General features: G+C 29.6%; 15 protein-coding genes. 6 read left to right on the plus strand and 9 right to left on the minus strand.

All coding sequences use genetic code 11. The features are described from left to right. Nucleotide 1: 1 nt before the first annotated feature. The 3 genes from WG950_RS10580 to WG950_RS10590 all read left to right on the plus strand — a co-directional run bounded on the left by WG950_RS10580 (nucleotide 2) and on the right by WG950_RS10590 (nucleotide 2703). Entirely contained in the window at nucleotides 2–772 is a 771-nt protein-coding gene (locus WG950_RS10580; RefSeq protein ID WP_340932214.1) for a DUF4292 domain-containing protein, read from the plus strand. Then, nucleotides 772–2007 carry a murein hydrolase activator EnvC family protein gene (locus WG950_RS10585; RefSeq protein ID WP_340932215.1) on the plus strand — a complete coding sequence of 412 codons (1236 nt, stop codon included), beginning with the start codon at nucleotides 772–774 and terminating at the stop codon, nucleotides 2005–2007. Before WG950_RS10580 ends, WG950_RS10585 begins: the two co-directional genes overlap by 1 nt. Nucleotides 2008–2142: 135 nt before the next feature. Then, entirely contained in the window at nucleotides 2143–2703 is a 561-nt protein-coding gene (locus tag WG950_RS10590) for a type 1 glutamine amidotransferase domain-containing protein (RefSeq protein ID WP_340932216.1), read from the plus strand. Between the two features lie 45 nt (nucleotides 2704–2748). Here WG950_RS10590 and WG950_RS10595 read toward each other — a convergent pair whose 3' ends face one another. The 3 genes from WG950_RS10595 to WG950_RS10605 form a co-directional block, all read right to left on the minus strand. After that, entirely contained in the window at nucleotides 2749–3240 is a 492-nt protein-coding gene (locus tag WG950_RS10595) for a mechanosensitive ion channel domain-containing protein (RefSeq protein ID WP_079737478.1), read from the minus strand. A 12-nt stretch (nucleotides 3241–3252) separates the two neighbouring features. Next, nucleotides 3253–3762 carry an acyl-CoA thioesterase gene (locus WG950_RS10600; RefSeq protein ID WP_077810333.1) on the minus strand — a complete coding sequence of 170 codons (510 nt, stop codon included), beginning with the start codon at nucleotides 3760–3762 and terminating at the stop codon, nucleotides 3253–3255. A 74-nt stretch (nucleotides 3763–3836) separates the two neighbouring features. Beyond that, nucleotides 3837–4748 (minus strand): SPOR domain-containing protein, encoded by a 912-nt coding sequence (locus tag WG950_RS10605; RefSeq protein WP_340932219.1) that lies wholly within the window; start codon nucleotides 4746–4748, stop codon nucleotides 3837–3839. Between the two features lie 95 nt (nucleotides 4749–4843). Here WG950_RS10605 and dprA point away from each other — a divergent pair, with 95 nt between their 5' ends. Further along, nucleotides 4844–5944 carry a DNA-processing protein DprA gene (dprA, locus tag WG950_RS10610; protein ID WP_340932221.1) on the plus strand — a complete coding sequence of 367 codons (1101 nt, stop codon included), beginning with the start codon at nucleotides 4844–4846 and terminating at the stop codon, nucleotides 5942–5944. 34 nt (nucleotides 5945–5978) lie between these two features. Then, nucleotides 5979–7046: a hypothetical protein gene (locus tag WG950_RS10615; protein WP_079737475.1), complete on the plus strand. Its 1068-nt coding sequence runs from the start codon at nucleotides 5979–5981 to the stop codon at nucleotides 7044–7046. Nucleotides 7047–7099: 53 nt separating this feature from the next. Here WG950_RS10615 and WG950_RS10620 read toward each other — a convergent pair whose 3' ends face one another. From WG950_RS10620 to mfd, 4 genes are all read right to left on the minus strand, one after another. After that, nucleotides 7100–8464, minus strand: coding sequence for a hypothetical protein (locus WG950_RS10620; RefSeq protein WP_340932227.1), 1365 nt, complete (start codon nucleotides 8462–8464; stop codon nucleotides 7100–7102). Between the two features lie 20 nt (nucleotides 8465–8484). Beyond that, on the minus strand, nucleotides 8485–10896 hold the full coding sequence (locus WG950_RS10625; RefSeq protein ID WP_340932228.1) for a TonB-dependent receptor: 2412 nt from the start codon (nucleotides 10894–10896) through the stop codon (nucleotides 8485–8487). Between the two features lie 263 nt (nucleotides 10897–11159). Next, nucleotides 11160–12017: a DMT family transporter gene (locus WG950_RS10630; protein ID WP_340932229.1), complete on the minus strand. Its 858-nt coding sequence runs from the start codon at nucleotides 12015–12017 to the stop codon at nucleotides 11160–11162. Continuing rightward, a complete protein-coding gene (gene mfd / locus WG950_RS10635; RefSeq protein ID WP_340932230.1) occupies nucleotides 12017–15346 on the minus strand; it encodes a transcription-repair coupling factor in 3330 nt (1109 codons plus the stop codon). The genes WG950_RS10630 and mfd overlap by 1 nt, the downstream gene beginning before the upstream one ends. 122 nt (nucleotides 15347–15468) lie before the next feature. Between mfd and WG950_RS10640 the strand changes: the two genes are divergently transcribed. Then, nucleotides 15469–16008 carry a hypothetical protein gene (locus WG950_RS10640; protein ID WP_340932233.1) on the plus strand — a complete coding sequence of 180 codons (540 nt, stop codon included), beginning with the start codon at nucleotides 15469–15471 and terminating at the stop codon, nucleotides 16006–16008. Here WG950_RS10640 and WG950_RS10645 read toward each other — a convergent pair. Together WG950_RS10645 and WG950_RS10650 are read right to left on the minus strand one after the other, a co-directional pair. After that, entirely contained in the window at nucleotides 16005–16478 is a 474-nt protein-coding gene (locus WG950_RS10645) for a thioredoxin family protein (protein ID WP_340932234.1), read from the minus strand. The two genes, WG950_RS10640 and WG950_RS10645, sit on opposite strands and share 4 nt — an antisense overlap. A gap of 4 nt (nucleotides 16479–16482) precedes the next feature. Further along, nucleotides 16483–18726 carry a TonB-dependent receptor gene (locus WG950_RS10650; RefSeq protein ID WP_340932236.1) on the minus strand — a complete coding sequence of 748 codons (2244 nt, stop codon included), beginning with the start codon at nucleotides 18724–18726 and terminating at the stop codon, nucleotides 16483–16485. Nucleotides 18727–18764: the final 38 nt, after the last annotated feature.

Consider the following 18764-nt stretch of genomic DNA (forward strand, 5'->3'; position numbering starts at 1 on the left):
TATGCGATATCTAAAATATGTATTGATACTAACTTTAGTTTTTACAGCTTGTAAATCGAAAAAGTTAGTTTTAGATGCTAACGTAAAAGCAAAAGAAATTTCTGCAAATAAGGTCGTTAGAAAACATGTTGCAGCAAATTTTAAAAAGGAAACTATAGACGCTAAGTTTAAAGCAAATTTTAATGATGGTAAAACAAAACAAAGTATTACCGTTTATTTAAAAATTACCAAAGACAAAGAAATTTTTTTAAAAGGAACTAAATTTATAACAGTTTTTAAAGCAAAAATTACACCAACATCTATAGCGTACTATTCGCCATATGCTAAGAATTATTTTGAAGGTGATTTTAAAATGCTAAAGAAAATTTTAGGCACAGAAATTAATTTTGAGCAATTACAAAGTTTGTTTTTGGGGCAAGCTATGTTAAATTTAAAGAAGAATAAGCAAAGTGTAGAGATTGTTAATAATTCTTACGTTCTTTCTCCTGTTGTAAAAGACGTTGTTGTTAATGTTTTTACAGCGGTAAATCCTAATCACTTTAAGTTAGATTTTCAAGCAATAACATCACCATTAAAAAAAGAGAATTTAAAAATTAAGTACCCTTCTTATAAATTAATAGATAATACAGTTTTTCCATCAGAAATTAATATCACAGCAAAGCAAATTAACAAAACAACTAAGATTGATTTTACGTTAAAATCTGTTGAATTTAATACAGCATTAAACACATCTTTTTCTTTACCTAAAGGATATAAACGCATTAATTTATAGTGATAAAATTTCGTTTACACATATCAATTTTTATTTTACTTTTTAGTTGTTTAACCGTATTTGGTCAAACAAAGAAAGAGTTAGAAGAGCAGCGTAAAAGATTAAAAAAAGAAATTGTTCAGGTTAATAACTTGTTATTTAAAGAGCAAAAAAGAGAAAAAAATGTTCTTGAAGATTTAAAAGATTTAAATCAAAAAATAGATGTTAGGCAAAAATTAATAAGAACTATTAATTCTGAGGCTAAATTATTATCATCAGAAATAAATAAAAATAAGTTAGAACTTTCTAAGTTAGAAAAAGAACTTGCAGCACTTAAAAAAGATTATGCAAGTATGATTTATAAGTCTTACAAGAGTAAATCTCAGCAAAGTAGAATGATGTTTATTCTGTCTTCTCAGAACTTTTACCAAGCATACAAACGTTTAGAGTATATGAAACAATATACTTCGTTCAGAAAAAGACAGGGAGATCAAATAGGAGTGCAAACTCTGATCATCAAAAAGAAAAACGACTCTTTATTGTATCAGAAACAGGTTAAAGACACTTTACTATCTGTAGAAAAAGATCAGAAAGAACAAATTGAACTCGATAAGAAAAATAAAGAACAATTAATTTCTACAATTAAAAAGAAAGAGCGCAAGTATAAAAGAGAGATTCAGAATAAAATTAATGCTGAAAAAAGAATTGCAGAAAAAATAGATAAAATAATTAAAGATGAAATTGCCAAAGCAAATAGATTGGCAAATGCAAAACTTAAAAACAAACCAAAAACCACCAAAAAGAACGAGTTTGTTTTATCGCCAGAAGCTAAGGCTTTAGCCGCAAGATTTGAGCTTAATAAAGGTAAATTACCTTGGCCAATAGAAGAAGGTTTAATTACGAGAAGGTTTGGTAAACAATCGCATCCTATTTATCCTGGTATTACAATTAATAGTACAGGTTTACATATGATAACTAAAAAAGGTAAAAGTGCTCAAGCTATTTTTAATGGTAAAATTTTGAATGTTTTAGTAACATCAGGCGGTAAAAGAAACGTTTTAATACAACACGGTAATTATATTACATCGTATAATAATTTAGAAAAATTGTATGTTAAAAAAGGTGATAATGTAAAAACGGGTCAAAAAATAGGGCAAATTTTTACAGACAAAGTTTCTGGTAAAACTACTTTAATATTTGTGTTGTACAAAAACACAACAAAGCTTAATCCTGCTTCTTGGATTCTTAAAAGATAAATTTTTAGAATTTTTTATTTGTGTCAATTATTAAATTGATTGCAATAATGTTTACTTTTTATAGTGTCTATTTTTGTGTAAGAATTTAGAAAATATCTAGGTTATGTATTTTATTAATTAAAAAATTACATTAAAATGGAAAACTTAAATAGAAAGACTGTTGCGATTTTAGCAACTAATGGATTTGAAGAAAGTGAATTAAGCGAACCAAAAAAAGCTTTAGAAAAAGCAGGAGCAACAGTAGAAATTGTTTCTTTAGAATCTGGAGAGATTAAATCTTGGAACGATGGTAATTGGGGTAAAAATTACAAAGTAGATAAAACTTTAGATGAGGTTTCTCAATCTGATTATAATGCATTAATGTTACCTGGCGGAGTTATAAATCCTGATGTTTTACGTAGAGATAAAAATGCAGTGGAATTTGTAAAATCATTTTTCGAAAATCATAAACCAGTTGCAGCAATTTGTCATGCGCCTTGGTTATTGGCAGAAGCAGGTGTTTTAGAAGGAAGAAAAATTACATCTTTTAATTCTATTAAAACAGATATGATTAATGCTGGTGCAAATTGGGTAGACGAAGAGGTTGTTGTTGATGAAGGTTTAGTAACAAGTAGAAATCCTAAAGATTTGCCAGCTTTTAATGATAAATTAGTAGAAGAGGTTTACGAGGGTAAGCATGAGGCTCAAATGGCATAATTAGAATGTTAGAATAAAAAAAGCGCAATTAAATTGCGCTTTTTTTTATTTGTATTTTATATTTTTTTGAAGAATTATAGAGTTTGGTACTGTTAAAAATTCATCATCTTTAGTTTTTAGAGTGATAAAAAAGGCACCAATATCTCTTATTTCTCCGGTGATGTTATTATCTTTTTCTAAAATGGTTATTGTGTCTCCTATTTTAACTGGGTAATTAATATATAAAATTATACCAGCAGTTATGTTAGATAAAATAGACCATTGAGCAAAAAACGCAATACCTAAAATAGTTAAAAATGAAGAAATATAAATTAACAATTGCTTTTCATCTACACCCCAAATAAATGCAATTACTACAATTGTGGTTATGTATATAAGAATTGTTATAATCTTATTTGTAACAAGAATTCTTGCATTTTGAAAGCCGAATTTTGTTTGAATTTTTTTTAGAGAATTTGTTATAAACAATCGTAAAAAAAAGGCAATTACTACAATAATTACAGATTCTAAAATCTTAAAATGATTTAAAAACTCCATTGATATTAATTTCTATTGAAATAATGCTTTAAGTTCTGTAGCTTCGTTTGGTGTTAATCTACCAGCTAACACTAAACTTAATTGTTTACGTCTTAGAGCGCCTTCAAAACGTTCTTTTTCTAAGTCTGTTTCTGGTTCTATTTGTGCTATTTGCACTGGTTTACCTGTTTCATCTACAGCCACAAAAGTGTAAATACCTTCATTTACTTTAGTTCTATGTCTAGATTGTCTGTCTTCTATCCAAACATCAACATAAACTTCCATAGAAGATTTAAAGGCTCTAGATACTTTAGCTTCAACTGTAACAACGCTACCAACAGGTACAGATTTGTTAAATGCAACATGGTTTACAGATGCTGTAACCACAATTCTTCTAGAATGTCTTCTTGCTGCAATACTGCAGGCTCTATCCATTCTTGCTAGTAATTCTCCTCCAAAAAGATTGTCTAAATAATTAGTTTCTCCTGGTAAAACTAAATCTGTTAATATGGTTAAAGATTCTTTAGGTGATTTTGCTTCCATCAAAAAATAAATTTTTGCAAAGATACGCAATCACACTTTTAAAAGTGATGTAAAATAGCTAAAGAAAACTGAAATTATTTAAGGGCTTTAACTAATAACCAAGCGTCTTTAGAAACTGTTCTTTTGATCTTGTTAAGGTTATTAATGGCGTCATTTTTATCAGCATAACTATTAAATGTGACTTGCGTTAATCCCCATTTATTTACACCAATAATTTTAGCATCAAAACCCTTTGCAATAAGTTCTTTTACTTTGGTTTCTGCATTTTCTGGTATTTGAAAAGCGCCAGCTACCACATGGTAAGGTTTAGCAATTTCTTTAACCACATTTAATTCTAAAGTTGGTAACGGATTAGAAATTACAAAAGTTGCAGATTGTATCTTTTTTTCTAATTCTTTTTGCTGATTTGCAATAACCTCGTTTTGTTTATTTTGTTGATAACCATTAAAACCAGCAAAACCTAATGTTAATAAAATAGCGGCAGAAGCAGCGTATTTTATAAATGTTGGTATGCCTTTTTTCTCTGTTGAACGAGTAACAGCTATTAAAGGCTTAACTTGTTGTTTGTATCTTTCAACTGCAGAAGTTTCTACGGTAGCTAACCCAAATGAAGAGGTTAAAAAGTTAACATTTGTTGTTGGTTCAAAAATAACTTGCTTATTCTCATTAAGAGAAATAACACCTAAATTATTTAACGAGATTTCGTTTTTTTGAAGTTCTGTTTGCCATTTAATTACAGACAAAGAAATGGCTGTAGAAGCTTTCTCAAAAGAGATTTGCTCGCTAGAAGCTATATAATTTGCCAATAAACCATCATTATGTTTTAAAAGACTATTAAACGTAATTTGCTTAGAAGGCGGGTAGAAAGTGTTTGTGCTTTCATCTAGTTTTGCATCAATTTTATTTGTTACAAAACCTCCAAAATCTGGTACAATTACGCAATCGTATCTGTATAATAAATCGTTTATATAGTTGGCTAAATTCATATAAACAAATATATAATTTTAGACCTTTCGTAGAAAAAAGTTCTGTAAAAATTATCAACAATTTTTTTATATATTGGTTGTCAAATTGTTAACTATTGAAAGAAGAAAAATTGCTTGCAATCTTAAGATTGCAAAAAAGTAAAGCTGTGGGCGATATTTTAGCTAAGAAACTAATTGTAAATGTGGGAGATGTCTCCCAAATTTTTAAGGAAAAACCACAAAATTTAGCTAAAATAAACGGAATTGGTAAAAATGTACTAAACCATCTTTTTGATAAAGAAAACTTAGAAAAAGCATTAGACGAACTACAATACATCAAAAAAAATAACATAAAATATTCTTATTTTTTGGATGAAGATTATCCAGAGAACCTTCAACATTGTATCGATTCACCAATTCTACTTTTTAAAGACGGTGCCATCGATTTTTCTAATAAAAAAATGATTTCTATTGTTGGTACAAGAAATATGAGTTCTTATGGTAGAGACTTTTGTAATACCTTGATAAAAGATTTGGCTACTTACAATCCTGTAATAGTTAGTGGTTTTGCTTATGGTGTAGATATTTGTGCGCACAAAGCAGCAATAGAAAATAACCTGCAAACCATTGCGGTTTTAGCGCATGGGTTTGATCAAATTTATCCGAAAGTACATAAAAAGTATATAAATGATGTAAATAAAAAAGGTGGTTTTTTAACTGAGTTTTGGCATGACGAAGCACCGTTAAGAGAAAATTTTTTAAAAAGAAATAGAATTGTTGCGGGTATTTCTAAAGCAACTATAATTATAGAATCTGCAGCAAAAGGAGGTTCTTTAGTAACTGCAGATATTGCTAATTCTTATAATAAAGATGTTTTTGCTGTACCTGGTAGAACTACAGATTTGTATAGTAAAGGATGCAACCATTTAATTAAAAGTAACAATGCTTTTTTGTTAAACTCTGCAGAAGATATTGTAAAAATATTAAATTGGGATATTCAAGAAAAACCTAAAACAATACAGAAACAATTATTTGTAGAATTAGATGAAAATGAACAAAAAATATACGATTTATTACATGCCAAAGGACAACAATTATTAGATGTAATTGCATTAGAATGTAATATACCAACATATCAATTGTCGTCTATATTATTACAGTTAGAATTAAAAGGTGTTACAAAACCTTTACCCGGAAAGATGTTCGAATTGAGTTAAATATTCTTATTTTTGAGGAAAATCAATAGTAAAGATGGCGGTAGAGAAAAAATTGATGTCCAAAAAGAAACCCACATTTCCAGTAAATGAAATGTTTAACGCGTATCTTAAAAATTACAATAGAAACATTAAAATTTCTATTTTTTACGATGATTTATTACGTTTTCAAGGTTCTGTAACGGTTTATGATAAAAATGACGAAGATACACTTTGGGTAAGAACTTACTATTCTCAATTTGATAGAGAAGAAATAGATAGAAGTTTAAAAAAGGTGTATACAATGTTGCATTCTGATGGTAATGATGACACAATTCCTTTTTTAAATGTAGATGCAATCGATTATTGTACGTTTGGGAATTCGAAACCTTTTAGAATTAAAATTCGTAATATTTTAAATGACAACTTTTCTTATTTCTATGTAAAAAAAGCAGATGCATCTCGTATTTATGGTTTAGAGTTAGAGCATATTTTATCTCCACATAATATGAATTTTCTAGTTTTTGGAGACACTCTAATTGAAGAACATATTGCCGGAATTCCGGGAGATGATTTTATTAGAGATTTTTTACCAAAATGTACAGAATCTCAAAAAGCACAAATTGCAAAAGAGTTTGTAAAATTTAAAGAAAGATGTTTGGTGCGTCTTTTAGGTGATATGCGTTCGTATAATTACGTTATTACACCAACTCATGATTTTGACCATATTATATATAAGTTTAGAGCTATAGATTTTGATCAGCAATCTTTTGAAGGAAACTTAAAAGTATACAACTTACAATTCATGAAAGAGAATTTTAAGATGGTGGAAATGGTTAGTAAAAAATTACAAAACGATTCTATTAGGCAATATAAATTAGAAGAACGTTCTTTTATGGCAAAGAGAATGATTACTGCACCAAGAAGAACTGCAAGATTAATTAAATGTATGAAAGCAGATTCTATTTCGTATCCAGAAAATGTAGAGCTTTTAAAAGAGCATTTAATTAAATATGTTGGTGATGTAAAGTTTAAAGATTGCGAAAATATGGGGGAAATTTTAGAAACTATTTTAGCTTTCGTAAAGCGTAATTATTTAGATATTAGTAATAAAGAATTGTTTTAATAAAAAAGGCGTAAACCAAAGTTTACGCCTTTTTTATTATTTTTATTTGCAGTTTACCAAGCACCAATAAAGTGACTTCCTTCTGCGTTTACTAATTCAGCACCTTTTGTTACTGATCCAGTTTCTGTATCTACAACATAAATGTTTCCATTTTGTCCAACAGGAGCTTGCGTTAAGTATATTTCATTACCATCTACAGCAAAACCTTGGTATTGGAATAAGTAAAAATCTGGATCATACGGAATTGCATCAATTTTAACTGCAGTTTTAGTATTTAAATCAATTAAAGCAAAAAATCCTTGAGCACCTGCAATACCATCAGCAGAACCTTCATGACGATAAGTTAATACAGCTTTACCATTTGCAGCAGGTCTCCAAGCAAGTACGTAAGCACCTTGCACACCCAATGCTTCATCCAAATTAAAATCATAAGAATTATCATATTCATTATTTGCATCAATTTTTAAAATATGAGAACCTTCTGGGTCACTTTGGTTTGCTTGATAAACACTTCCATTATATTCAAAAGCATTAATACTTCTGTATCCGTTTGTGTTTCCATGACCAACACTAGAGGTAATAACGGTTGGGTTTAATAAAGAAGGATAATCTAATACAATTGTTTTAGAACCTAAAATTTCGTAACCGCTATCGCTTTCTACAGTTGCTGGGTTTACTTTGCTTAAACGCGCGCCAATGTATAATTTGTTTCCTGCAGTATTTAAAGTAGGCATATCTATTCTAGAAATATAATAACCTGCAGCTTCTTCTTCTGCGCTTAAAGCAACAACATGTTCTTGAAAGTTGTTAATTGCAGAGTTTACTAAATCTAAAGTAACTACACCAATTGTTGCTTCTGTGCGTGTGTAAACATCATCAGAAACATCATTTGGAGTACCATTATCATCAATTTGGTGTTCTGTAGAAACGTAAACTGCTGCACCTGTTTGATCTCCGTCAAATAATTTTATCCATCTTGGAGCAGTACCCACATAAGGAGCAATACTAATCTCTGTACCAGTTTGTACAAAGTTTTGGCCGCCTTCTACGGTATATTTCGTGTAATTTCCACCAGTATCACCAGCATAAGAAATGTTAAAAATTGTGTTACCATCTTCTGATGCTTGTAATCTAGCGGTTCTGTTAGAAGGGGCAATAAATCCGTTTTCGAAAGGATTAATAGATACACTTGGGTCTTTTGCATCTTCACTACTTACAGAATATATTAAAGTTCCACCGTTACCATCACCAGGGTTATCTCCCATTTTAGCTCCGGCAATTGTAATCCATCTAGATTCAGAAATAGGATCTACAGGATCTATTTGGTCAGTAATATCCTCATCGCTACAAGCAGTCATTAAACCAATACCAAGAGTAAGTATTGCTAAAGATTTTAGATTTAAAAAATTAATTTTCATTTTATTTGTGTTTTGAATGGTTAAAAATTATTAATTGTGTAATTTAATTTCAGGTAAAAAGCTCTACCTGGTTTTTGTACGGATAAATTATCGTATACGGGTTTGTCAAAAATGTTTTTTACATCAAAACTAGCTACCAACTTTTTGTTTGGAAATGCATAACTAAGTCCTAAATCTTGTGATAATTGCGTAGGAACTTCGAAAAAATTATTACCAACAGTGTTTGAACCTTGTGGCGCTAGGTAAGAAAATTCATCAGTAAAATAGATTGAGTAAAAAAGATTTAATCGTGATTTTTGTTGAATTAAGTCTTTAAAAGAATAACGTAAACTACCATTCATGGTAAAGAAAGGAGTGTTTGGTACGTCTATTTCTACGCCGCTATTTTTAATTTTTAAATCGAAACGAGATATGTTAAAGTTTAATCCGAAATTGTTGTTGTAGTTATAATTTAATTGTGCATCAAACCCTTTAGATGTTCCGCTACCTTGGTTTACATAGACTATTAATTCATCATCTACATTAAAAGAAGTTTCTATAGGTAAGCCAATTCTGTCTTTAATATTTCTTGTAAATAAGTTTGTAGAAATAGTAAAATTATGATTGGTGATATTAAAAGTACCAAATCTAAAACCTAGATTATAGTTGTTACTTTGCTCTGGATTAATAGTTGGATTTGCAACAACATTGTCTCCATCATTACCAAAAACTTCTGTTTCATCAGGTAAACGAACTGCCTTTTCTGCAGATGTTAATAATGTGGTTTTAGGAGAAAGCTCATAAGAAAGCGCAAATCCATATCCGTTATTTTTTTTATTGCTGTTTATAACTTCATCTACTATTTCATTAATTCCGTCAGAATTTGTTACTATTTCTGGATCTATACTAACGGTTTCTTGTTGATAATGTTTTCCGAAAATATTTGCTTTTAATTTATCGTCTAAAGCAGTTAACTCATACGTTAAAGAATAAATGTTTTTATAAAGATTTCTGGTTCCTGTAAATGTGTTTTCTAATAAAGAAAGTAAAACATCACTATCTTTTCTATCCGTTCCACTATACACGTGATTTGCTAAAACCTTATGATTATCGTTAATAGCATAAGACAATCCTGTTCTAATAGATGCTACTTTTCTTTTAATGGTAGCTAATGTTGGCCCACCTTCTTGCTGAGAACCCCAAGTATAATCATACTCATCGCCTCTAAAATCGATAGCTCTTTCTCCATTCCAACTATAGGCAGCTGCAACAGTATCATTAACAACACGATTTCTGTTTCCATATAATCCGTTAATGTTTAAATCTAAACCTTTGGTTATAAAGTTTTTCTTTTGATAAATTAAGTTGGTAACTAAAGCATCAGATTCTAAAAATCGATTCTTATAAGGAGTAATAGTCGTAAAAGCACCATGTTGTACTTCTTTATAATCATCAGAACCAGTAAGACCAATAAAAAATTGATCTGCCCATTTAACATTGGTAAAACCAATTTGTGCCATACCACCTGTAGATCGATAAGCATCGTTAAACCTTCTGGCAGTAATTGGCGTTTGTACACCTCCTAAACCTGTGGTAACAATACTTCTACCAGAAACCTTATAATCATTGTCAGAATAATTATGAAAAAGTGATGCTTTTACAGTAAAACCAGATTCTTTAAAACGATACAAACCGTTAACGTTTGTTTGTATTGTATTGAAAGATCCGTAAGAAACAGAAGCGTTTAAATTGGTTTTTGCATCATCATTAAGGATAATATTAATTGCTCCTCCTAAAGCATCATCTGCTAAATGCCCTGGAACTACACCTTTATAAACTTCAATATTTTTAATCATTGAAGCAGGAATACTGTTTAAATTAAAAGAAGAACCATACATAGAACTTGGTATTCCGTCTATGAAAATTCTTACAGCATTACCAGATAAACCATTTAAACTGTAGTTAACATCAGAACCTAAACCACCATTTTGTCTTATTTTAACACCAACTGTTGTGTTTAGTAATTCGTTTGTTTGAATATTTCTTAAACTTGCTTCTTTGGTTTTTATCACATTTACAGCAAAACCTTGCGTTTCTTTTTTAGTTTCTTCTGTTTTCGCGGTGATTTTTACTTCATCTAATGCATTGTCTATAAAATTTAAAGTAAAATTAAGTACTTTCTTTTTCGAATTTAAAGTAACGTTGATGGTTTTTGGTAAAGAATTTAAAGAGTGCACCTTAAAAGAATATGTGCCATATGGAACACTTTTTAAATAGAAGTCTCCATTAATATCTGTACTTAACTCTTTATAGAAACCTGTTCCTTTAACAACCACATAAGCACCAATTGCTGGCTCGTTATTATTAAATTTAATTTTTCCATAAAAGTCTCCATTCTGACTAAATGTTACAGAAGTTAAAAAGAAAAAAAGTAGCGTTCTAAAGAAAAGCATTGTCGATTATTTTTGACAAATATACTTTTATTTGTAATTAGTCTAAATAAATTTAGTTGATTTACAGAAAAATTAATTTTTAACTGCATACTCAAAAAGTATCACAATTTTAACCATATTATTTTTAATGATTCTAAATAAATGAGTATTATTTTTAATGATTCTATATAGTGGGGTTTTAAGAAAGCAGAATTTAAAGACACAATTTTTGATGATTTATTAGATTTTATTCTAAAATCAATCAGAAAGTAAAATTTAAAGAATTATTTTTTACTTCTTATGCTTTCTATAATTACTGTCAATAAAATTAAGCTTCCGCCTATAAAAGTATTAAAATCTGGAATTTCATTAACAAAGAGATAAGCAATTATAATTCCGAAAATTGGTTGAACACTGCTTATTATACTTGCGGTAGATATAGAGAAGTGTTTAAAAGAATTTACCATCATAGTATGTCCGATTGCTGTAGTTAAAATAGCGACTAACATTAATAAAGGTAACTCACTTTTTAGGTTAGAAAAATCACCAAAAAATAGCACAGGTGTTAATAGAATAGTAACAATTATCATTTGATGAAACATTAACATGCTGCTATTATACGTTTTTACATGCTTTTTTAACATTAAATTTCTTAAAGAATAGCAAAAAGCCGAAACAACCCCAAATAAAATACCTTGTAAGTAAGTATTTTCTAAAGAGAATTCTGGTACTAAAATAAACATACCTATTAATACTAAAGTTGCTAAAACAACATGAATTAAATTAAGTTTGCTTTTTGTAAAAAGAGGTTCTAGAAATGCTGTAATTACAGGAAAAGTATACATAGATAGCATACCTATGGCTACATTAGAAAGTTTTAAAGCATAAAAATAGGTTACCCAATGTGCACCCATAAAAAAACCGACTAAAACTAAAGACAATCTATCTTTTTTAGATTTTAATTTTAGATCTATTTTTTTAAACTTACAAAAGCCATAGATAAAAACTGCAGCTAAAAAAGCTCTAAATAAAATAATAGCTTCTGCAGAAAGGTTTATATATTTTCCTAAAACACCAGAGGTACTTACAAATAGTGTTGCTAGTAATAAAAACGATAAGTTTTTTATGTAAGAATTCTCCATTAAATTTTTTGTAAAATATTTAATGCCGTTTTCACTGTATCTATTCTTATAAATGTTATTAGTAAACGCAAGCCGTTTTTAGTTTCTTTCTCTTTCATTACACAGCTTTTACTATTTTGTTGCACGTATTTGAGCATTCTAGAAAATGCATCTGTTTGATAAAAATCACTTTGCTGATTAGAAACAAAGTAACCAATCATTCGTTTTTGTTTTAAAATGATTTTTTCTAAACCAAGTTCTTTAGCTAACCATTTAATTCTTACTGAATCTAATAAGTCTTCTACTTGCGTTGGTATTTCTCCGAATCTATCAATAATTTCAGATTCAAAAACTTGTAACTCTTCTTCTGTTTCTAAATTACCTAATTTGTTATAAAGGGCTAACCTTTCTGTAATAGAATTAATATAATCATCTGGAAACAAAATTTCGAAATCTGTATCAATAGCAACTTCTTTTACATATTCTTTAGGTTTCGAATTGTCTGTAGGGTACAATTCTTTAAATTCATTTTCTTTTAATTCTTCAATGGCTTCTTGTAGTATTTTCTGATAGGTGTCAAATCCAATATCATTAATAAATCCACTTTGTTCACCGCCTAATAAATCACCTGCACCACGAATTTCTAAATCTTTCATGGCAATGTTAATTCCGCTTCCTAAATCAGAAAATAAAACCAAGGCCTCTATACGTTTTCTAGCATCATCTGTCATCATGTGATAAGGTGGCGTAATAAAGTAACAAAATGCTTTTTTGTTAGATCTACCAACTCTACCACGCATTTGGTGTAAGTCAGATAATCCGAAGTTATTTGCGTTATTTATAAAAATTGTATTGGCATTAGGTACATCTAAACCACTTTCTATAATGGTTGTAGAAACTAAAACATCAAAATCACCAGCCATAAAACCAAGCATTAATTGTTCGAGTTTTTTTCCTTCCATTTGGCCATGACCAACAGCTATTTTAGCAGAAGGAACCAACCTTTGTAACAAACCAGCAACTTCTTTTATATTTTCGATTCTATTATGGATAAAGAAAACTTGTCCGCCTCGAGAAACTTCATAAGAAATTGCATCACGAATAGTTTCTTCACCAAAACGAATAACATTACTTTCTATTGGATGTCTGTTTGGTGGAGGCGTTTTTATTACTGATAAATCTCTTGCAGCCATTAAACTAAATTGTAAAGTTCTAGGAATTGGAGTAGCGGTAAGAGTTAAAGTGTCTACATTTTCTTTTAAAGTTTTTAATTTGTCTTTTACAGCAACTCCAAACTTTTGTTCTTCATCAATAATTAAAAGTCCTAAATTTTTAAATTTAATTCTTTGATTTGTTAACTGATGCGTACCAATAATTATATCAACAGAGCCATCGTTTACGCCATTAATTGCTTCAGTTTTTTGTTTTGCGGTTCTAAATCTATTTAAATAATCGATTCTTACAGGAAAATCTTTTAACCTTTCTGAAAACGTTTTGTAATGTTGAAAAGCTAAAATAGTTGTAGGAACTAAAATTGCAACTTGTTTGCCATTATCTACAGCTTTAAAAGCTGCTCTTACTGCAACTTCTGTTTTACCAAAACCAACATCACCACAAACCAATCTATCCATTGGTTGTTCCTTCTCCATATCATTTTTTACATCTTGTGTTGCTGTAAATTGATCTGGTGTATCTTCATACATAAAACTACCTTCTAGTTCGTGTTGAATGTGCGTATCTGGACCAAAAGCAAAGCCTTTCTGTAGTTTTCTTTTTGCGTAAAGTTGTATTAAGTTAAAGGCAACGTGTTTAACCCTTGCTTTGGTTTTCTGTTTAATTTTTTTCCAAGCTCCAGAACCTAATTTGTATATTTTTGGAGCTTTACCATCTTTGCCATTAAACTTAGAAATTTTGTGTAACGAGTGAATACTAACATATAATATGTCTCTTTCACCATAAATTAGTTTAATAGCTTCTTGTTTTTTTCCTTGAACATCAATTTTTTGTAAACCACCAAATTTTCCAATTCCGTGATCCATGTGTGTCACATAATCACCAATTTCTAATTTATTTAATTCTTGAAGTGTAATTGCTTGTTTTTTTGCATAACCATTCTTTAATCTAAACTTATGGTAACGCTCAAAAATTTGATGATCTGTATAGCAGACTAACTTATTATCAACATCAACAAAACCTTGGTATAAAGGAAAAACTATGGTCTCATAATGTACTTCTTTGTCAGAATCTGCAAAAATATCATGAAAACGTTTTGCTTGCTGTTCGTTGGCGCAAAAAATATAATTGGTAAAATCTGCTTTATGATATTCTTCTAAATTATCAATTAATAAATTAAACTGTTTGTTAAATGATGGCTGCGGAATCGTGTTAAACTCAATCGCAACCTCTTCTTTATTTTGATTGCCAAAATCTACCAAAGTAAAATCTTGTAACTGATTTTTTATAAAGTTACCATCACAAAATAATTCTGATGGTTTTGCATGTTTGATTTCCTTGGATAAATCATTAAAAGCATCTTCTGCTTTAGAGAAAAACTTGTCTAAATTGCCTGATAGTAAGTTTATATTTTTTGTGAATATTGCAGTTTTTGAAGGGATGTATTTTAAAAAACTTTCTCTGTTTTCTTGCAGAGTTTTATTTTCTACATTTGGCATTATAGAAACCTTTTTAAGCTTTTCTTTCGAAAGTTGAGTTTCTACGTCAAAAGATCTAATACTATCTATTTCATCACCAAAAAATTCTATTCGATAAGGTTCATCATTAGAAAAAGAGAAAACATCTATTATACCACCTCTTACAGAGAAATCACCAGGTTCAGTAACAAAATCTACGCGCTTAAACTTATATTCAAACAAAACTTCATTTACAAAATCTAAAGATAAGTTTTCGCCAATAGTTACTTTTAATGTGTTTTTGTCTAATTCTTTTTTTGTAACTACTTTTTCGAAAAGAGCTGTAGGATATGTAACAATTACAGCAGGTTTTTTTCTAGAATTAATTCTATTTAAAACTTCAGAACGCAGTAAAACATTAGCATTATCTGTTTCTTCTATTTGATAAGGTCTTCTGTAAGAACCAGGATAAAAAAGTACGTTTTTGTCTCCTAAAAGTTGTTCTAAATCATTTAAATAATAGGCAGCTTCTTCTTTATCGTTAAAAATTAAAAGATAAGGTTTGTCTGCTTTTTTAAAAGTTTCTGATATCACAAAAGACAACGAAGAACCCACCAAATTCGATATTTGAAAATGATTTTTTTCTTGTTTTAATTGTGCTACAATCTGCGATACACTCGCAGATGTTTGAAATTGATTTACAATATTCTGCTTGCTCAAAGTAAAAGTTTTTGCAAATGTAGTGCGTATATTAATAAAAACCCATTATCTATTTTGTTTTCTTAAACTTTGCGATATATTTGTTAATAATGATGTGTAAATTATACTAACTACCTCAAATCATGAAAAATATAACAGCAATTATAGTTTTATTGTTTGTACACACAATTAGCATAAATGCTCAGACAGAAAAACAACCTTGGACTGCAGGGGTAAGTTTTGCAGGTGCAAAATATTCTTTTGACGCAGGTAAAGTTGTTGGCGGGCAATTGGCTTATCAATCACCACGGTTTAATGTTTCTAAATATCTTTATAAAGGTTTAATTGCTGATGCAGCTGTTGCAACTGCTGTTGGAGATAACCAAAGTTATACAACTTTTGATGCTTCTTTAAGATACGATTTTGGTACTTCTCACGATAAAGTTGTACCCTATATTTTAGTAGGAGGAAGTTTTATAAGTGCAATAAGAACGACACCAACAGCAAATTTTGGTGCGGGTTCTACATTTTGGTTTAATCAGAAATATGGTTTAAACTTTCAATTAATGTATAAATTTTCTGAATCTAAATTCGAAAGTCAAAAATCTCATTTATATCCATCGGTTGGTTTGGTGTATAGTTTTGGATATAGATCATTAAACCCAAGAATTTGGAATGATTAAAGCAGTTTTTCTAAAACTTTTCTGAATTTTTTAGAGTTATAAAAGCCAACTAATTGCGCATCAATTTCTAAATTTGAGTTTAAAATAGTGGTTGTTGGATATGCAATTTTTTTATGATTCGTTGCAAGCGCTTTCGTAAGTTCATGAACGCCGGTATTAGATCCAGAAGGTAAATATTTAAAAATGTTACCTAAAAAACGTATGTCTTTTTTCTCTTCTCCGTTTAGTTTAATAAAATAGAAATGTTTGTTTAGTAGCGCAATAACGTTGCTATTATTAAAAGTAGTTTGTTTCATTCCGAAGCAAATTTTGCACCAATCTGTATAATTAAATACGACAATTGGCTTTGGTGTCTGCTTCATTTTTTTTTCAACTTCTTTAAAAGTATAAGTTTTTAATAGTAGTCCTTTCTTTTGAGCAAAGCTAGAAATACATCCGAAGAAAACTAAAAGGATAAAATATTTTTTCATTGTTTTAAAAGAGTGTATATCGAACGCCTAAAAATAATCTTATGCCTTGATTTGAAGCATAAACATAACTTGGGTCGAATGCTAATTCTGGATTTTGTTCTGTGTCTATTCCTTTATCAAAAGGATTGCTAGCATTGTTAATACTGTTTGCTGCTGGTGTAAAATTTAATATATTTTTAATGCCTCCGTAAGTTTCCCAATTAGACGAAAACTTTTTTGTTAGCTGAATATTTTGAATACTAAACCAAGGTGAATTGGCATCTCTTGTGTCATTTTCTCCTAACAAAGGCAATCGCATTAGCCCGTAAACATTGCCTGTATAATCTAATGTGTAGTTGTTGTTAAATCGATAAGAAATAGACCAAACACCACTAAAAGATTCTGTTAATAATTGTCTTTTTTTAATGTTGTTTTCGGTAATAGAAACATCCATAAGTGTTGCACCGGCATTAATTGTTAGACCGTTTGTAAACGTAAAATCTGTATTTAAAGAAATTCCTTTAGAAACCGAATGACCTTCTAGATTTGCATAGATAATTTTATTAGGATCAGTTTCGTAATCAGGTAAAATTCTATTGTTAAAATAAGTATAAAAAGCACTTGCATCTAACGTTATAAACGCATTTTCTGTATTTATTTTTTTCACAAAATTTATGTTTGCGTTCCAAGAAGTCTCAGGGTTTAATTCTCCGTCGAATTCTACTTCTCTCGCGCCAGTTAAAGCCGCATGATCTTCTGTAAAAACATTGGCAACTCTAAATCCGTTACCAACACTTGCTCTAAAAATGTTAGAATTATCTTTAGAATTCCATTTGTAATTTACTCTTGGCGATACAATGTTTCCGTGTAAACTATTATAATCCCATCTTGCACCCAATAATAATTTATTTTGAGAATTTAAAGAGACTTCATCTTGAACAAAAGCACCAGGTAAATGCGTAACAGACGGTTTGTTGGTAACACCATCTGTTTCTAAAGTTGCAAAAGTATTGTCTTCGTAATACGTGTATCTGTAAGCTAAACCAAATAAGAAATCGTGTTTTTTTGCAATTTTTTTATTGTAGATAAATTGTCCGAAACCTATTAATTGTTCTGCATTGTAACTGTCTGTGCCGTAAAAAGAATTCTGATAATGCCCATTTGCACTAAATTGAAAACTGATATCTTCGGATGTTGGTAGTTGATAAGTACCAAAAGTTTCCCATCTATTCGTGTAAATACTTTCGCCGTATTTAACATCTGTACCTCTAAATTCTTTTTCCCAATCTAATTCTCCTCCCCAACGATCTTCATATACAAATCGACCAGCAATTGTAAAGAGTTTTTCGCTTTCTCTTTCGATATTAATTTTGTTGAAAACAGAAATTCTATTTTGAAGTGTTAAATCTGTAAAACCATCGTTGTTGTTATCAATTCTATTTTGGTAGTTAAAGTAGTTTACACCTAAAAGACCGGTTGTTTTCTCAGAAATATTATATTTTACACCAATGTCTGTATTAATTTCTCCCCAAGAACTTCCTAATACATCAGTAGAAATAACAGGTGCATTGGATGTTTTTTTTGTGATTATATTTATGATTCCTCCAACGGCTTCAGAACCATATAATGTAGATGCAGGACCTTTAACAACTTCTACTCGTTCTATTAAAGCTTGCGGAATTCCGGTTAAACCATAAACAGTCGAAAGTCCACTAACAATTGGCATTCCATCAATTAACACAAATGTATAAGGTCCCTCTAAACCATTTATGTGAATATCACCAGTATTGCAAACATTACAATTTAATTGAGGTCTTACACCGTTAACATTTTGAAGTGATTCGAAAATAGAAGGCGTAGGATTTTTTTTAAAAAAAGTTTTGCTGTAGACTTCTACAGGAACAGGACTGTTAGATTTTGTTACAGGTCTTAAAGTTCCAGAAACTACAATTTCATCTAAATCATTGTTCTCGTTTAAGTCGAAATTTTTAATAATTGTAGATGCGTTTTTTACATTTATTTTTGCAGATTTTGATTTAAAACCGATACTACTTGCTACTATTGTATAGATTCCATTTTCGATATTTTGTAATTCGAAAAAGCCGTTTTCATTAGAAGACGTTCCGATTTTTGTATTTTTTAAATATACATTTACATAAGGTAATGGCTTTCCGTTAGACGTAATTTTACCTTTAATAGAATTTAATTGTGCATTAGTAGTAAAAACACCTAAAATAAATAACAAGTAAAAATTTGCAAATATTTTCATTATTGTAAATATATTTTTTTACAAATATAACTTAATTT

The organism is Polaribacter marinaquae (assembly GCF_038019025.1).
GTDB lineage: Bacteria > Bacteroidota > Bacteroidia > Flavobacteriales > Flavobacteriaceae > Polaribacter > Polaribacter marinaquae.